At 54.0% G+C, this 2,828-nt stretch carries 3 protein-coding genes; 1 reads left to right on the top strand and 2 read right to left on the bottom strand.

The genetic code is table 11. The annotated features are described in order from the left end of the window. Positions 1–121: 121 nt before the first annotated feature. Both WC959_12970 and WC959_12965 read right to left on the bottom strand, forming a co-directional pair. On the bottom strand, positions 122–1,609 hold the full coding sequence (locus tag WC959_12970; GenBank protein ID MFA5690027.1) for a hypothetical protein: 1,488 nt from the start codon (positions 1,607–1,609) through the stop codon (positions 122–124). A gap of 12 nt (positions 1,610–1,621) precedes the next feature. After that, positions 1,622–1,987, bottom strand: coding sequence for a DUF6788 family protein (locus WC959_12965; protein ID MFA5690026.1), 366 nt, complete (start codon positions 1,985–1,987; stop codon positions 1,622–1,624). A gap of 518 nt (positions 1,988–2,505) precedes the next feature. On the opposite strand from WC959_12965, the gene WC959_12960 reads away from it, so the two are divergent. After that, positions 2,506–2,828: permease (locus tag WC959_12960; protein ID MFA5690025.1), on the top strand; the 323-nt coding region annotated here is incomplete at its 3' end.

Here is a 2,828-nt window from a genome sequence, read left to right as displayed (position 1 = left end):
AAACCTGATCAAATTTGTGGCATGGTTCAAAAACATGCCTTTTTGGGTAACAGAAGGCAGTATACGCCTGTCACGCATGAGTGCGCAAGAATTTAATCGGACTTGGGCAGGATTAGGTCGCTCAAGCGGCGCGCTTGAACATCTCAAACCCCAGTAATTCCAGCCAGTGCGGATGAGTTTTGCCGGATAGTAATTCGGCGGGACTTTTATCAACGCGCTCGGGATGTTCACTGCGCAGGAACCTCCGGTGGTTGAGAAAGAAACGGAGTAGGTCCAGATAGCCGTTTCCGATCTGACGCCGCAGGAAAAAGTAGCAACGTAGACGGCTGTTGATGTTCTCGATAATGGAGCTGGCGCGGACAACGCCGGCGATGATTTTCTGGACGCTTTGCTCCGCGGCGTCTGATTTTTCATCTGATTGTTCACACGGGAGATCATCAGTAATGGGGTTCTGGTCGGACGCGCGTTCCTTGATGCGCTGATTAAAGAGCCGGCGCATATCGGATGGATCCGAGTTGAGTTCGTTGGCGGATGCAATGAGCCTGTCGTCTATTTCCTGTGCAAAGGCTAGAAGCAGGTCGTGCTGGTTTTCCAACATGACACGCACCGGCCGGATTCTGTGCGGACGCAGATGTTCTCTTTGCCGTAACGATTCGATCACGAAATCCAATAGTTGCCGGCGGGTGTCAACGTTGCCGCCCGCCAGAGAAAGAATATCGTTGCGCAGCCATCCGGCCAAGGTGCGTATATCATCGGCCAGATTAATGGTCGCGGCTTCGGCTTGGCCGGCCACGGCGAGACGTTTCGAGTATTTGTTGCCGCATCCTTTTCTTTTTGCCTTGGTCATTTTTACCTCCGTTTTTTCTAGAGCCGACATTGCGCCGAATGCGCGATTCTCCAGATATACCGTCAGTCGCCCCATATCCAAGAGTGCGTGAAACACATCGCCCCGGCATGGGATATCCGGCCATGCCAGCGCCTGTCCGGCGCGGAGCCCCGTGCCGCCGTCGGCAACAGTGTAATCTGGATGAAGTCCCTTGTCGCTGAGTTCCATCAGCCGGATGGCCCATGTGTCGCCATCGCGCGAGTTTTCGGAACTCAAAAGATAGCAATATGTGGAAATGACATCCGCGCCGACCAAGACCGGCATCCGCGCCTGGAATATTTCATCAGGGGCGCCGACTCTGACATTTTCCAGGCGCTCAGTGGCGTTAACGGTTTTGGCTTTGCCGACGGCATCCATAAGCGTGTTATGCACGGAGCCGATGGAAATATTGAAGTCCAGCAGGTCGCGCATGAACTCCACCACGCCCCGGAACGAGCTGTGACAGATCAAAACCAGACCGAGAACGGCTTTATGGAGCCATTCCTTTGTCACCGGCAGATAAAACAAGACCTCATCGTCGGGGAGTTTGCCGGCGAACGCTTCGTCTAAAATATTGTTCGCTTTTGCCGATTGCTGATACACAAACTTCCGGCTGACACCACTGGCGGCGGCCAGCCGTGACACCGGAGTTTTTCCGGCCAGCGCCGCGACAGCCAACGCCTGGCGTTCGCGCGCCGGCAGATTTTTCGCGGAAGACGGAAAATCTCTTAACGCAGTCAACATGGGCATGTCTCCTCAAGCGTGTGATTTGCGCCGTTGGCGCGATTTAGCTTTCATGCCGGCAATTCCGCGACGGAACTTTTTCAGATTGGAATCTGAAATCTTCTGGACGAGTTTTTTCAACTTCCGATAATCCTCCTCCGCCCGGCGGGCTTTCGCTTCCATGCTTTTTGGCACGTGCAGCCCCATGCTCCGCCCTTTGTGCTTGTAGGTGAAAGTCAAAGCGGTATGGCGGAACCGCGGATTTTTGGCGCAACGGCATGTGGGTTTGCCGCACTGGACGCGGGTTTTGCAAAGCGAGGCCTTGATAAGGCCTTGGCAGGATGCCAGCGCTGTGGCGCGGGATTTTGGTTTCGATTCGGCGATGCGTGTAGCGGACATGGGGCAACTCCTTTCTGATTGGATTAATACAACAAGACACAAGATACAAAAAAAACGCCGCGGCGTCAACATTTTTCTGAAAAATATTAAAATTTTTTCTTGTTATAACCGATTGAATATCAACGATTTACCCCCCCCCCGTTTTTCCGCGCTTTTTGGCTTGACAGCGAACGTCCAATGCGGCTACTCTTGCGTCAGTTTTTCGAGGGAATTGTCTTTCAAAACAGGTTGGAGAAACGCAGGTGTTCGGGGGAATGGCGGCAGCGCTCCCAGCGGAGCATGGCGGTCCACAGCCTGAACAACCCGCATAAACGAATGGTGATTTTGCGGGGAACACTGGACGATTTTATCGGAAAAGTGTTACCCGAAAATGAACCATGCCAATATTTGGAATAATGCCTGATTGAAAACAAAATGGCGCACATATTTGGCCTTTGAAATGAGCAAGCAAGTTTTGCGCTTTCAAAGGCAAAGCCTGCGCGTTCCAAAGCATATGAGCGAAACATAAAAGAGACAACATGATAATGCGGTTACTTTCCGGCGCTTGGAATGTATGGATAGAGATGGCGCCATATCTGCTGTTCGGGTTTTGCGTGGCGGGGGCGCTGTCGGTCTGGCTTTCCGGCGCCTGGGTACGGCGGCATTTGGGCGGCGGCGGCTGGCGCGCGGCGGCGCGCGCCGCCGCGCTGGGAATTCCATTGCCCTTGTGTTCATGCAGTGTCATTCCCATTGCGGCATCCCTGCGCCGGCAAGGCGCCAGCCGCGGCGCCACGGCGGCCTTTCTGATGTCCACGCCACAGGTCGGCGTGAACAGTCTTATAGTCTCATGGGGCTTGATGGG

It is taken from the genome of Kiritimatiellales bacterium, assembly GCA_041656295.1.
Classification (GTDB): Bacteria; Verrucomicrobiota; Kiritimatiellia; order Kiritimatiellales; family Tichowtungiaceae; genus Tichowtungia.
This window is presented reverse-complemented; position numbering and strand designations above follow the sequence as displayed.

What these genes read in the sequence shown, in the direction of transcription:
- WC959_12970 (MFA5690027.1), bottom strand. Translation starts at nt 1,609, where the DNA reads ATGTTGACTGCGTTAAGAGATTTTCCGTCTTCCGCGAAAAATCTGCCG.
- WC959_12965 (MFA5690026.1), bottom strand. Translation starts at nt 1,987, where the DNA reads ATGTCCGCTACACGCATCGCCGAATCGAAACCAAAATCCCGCGCCACA.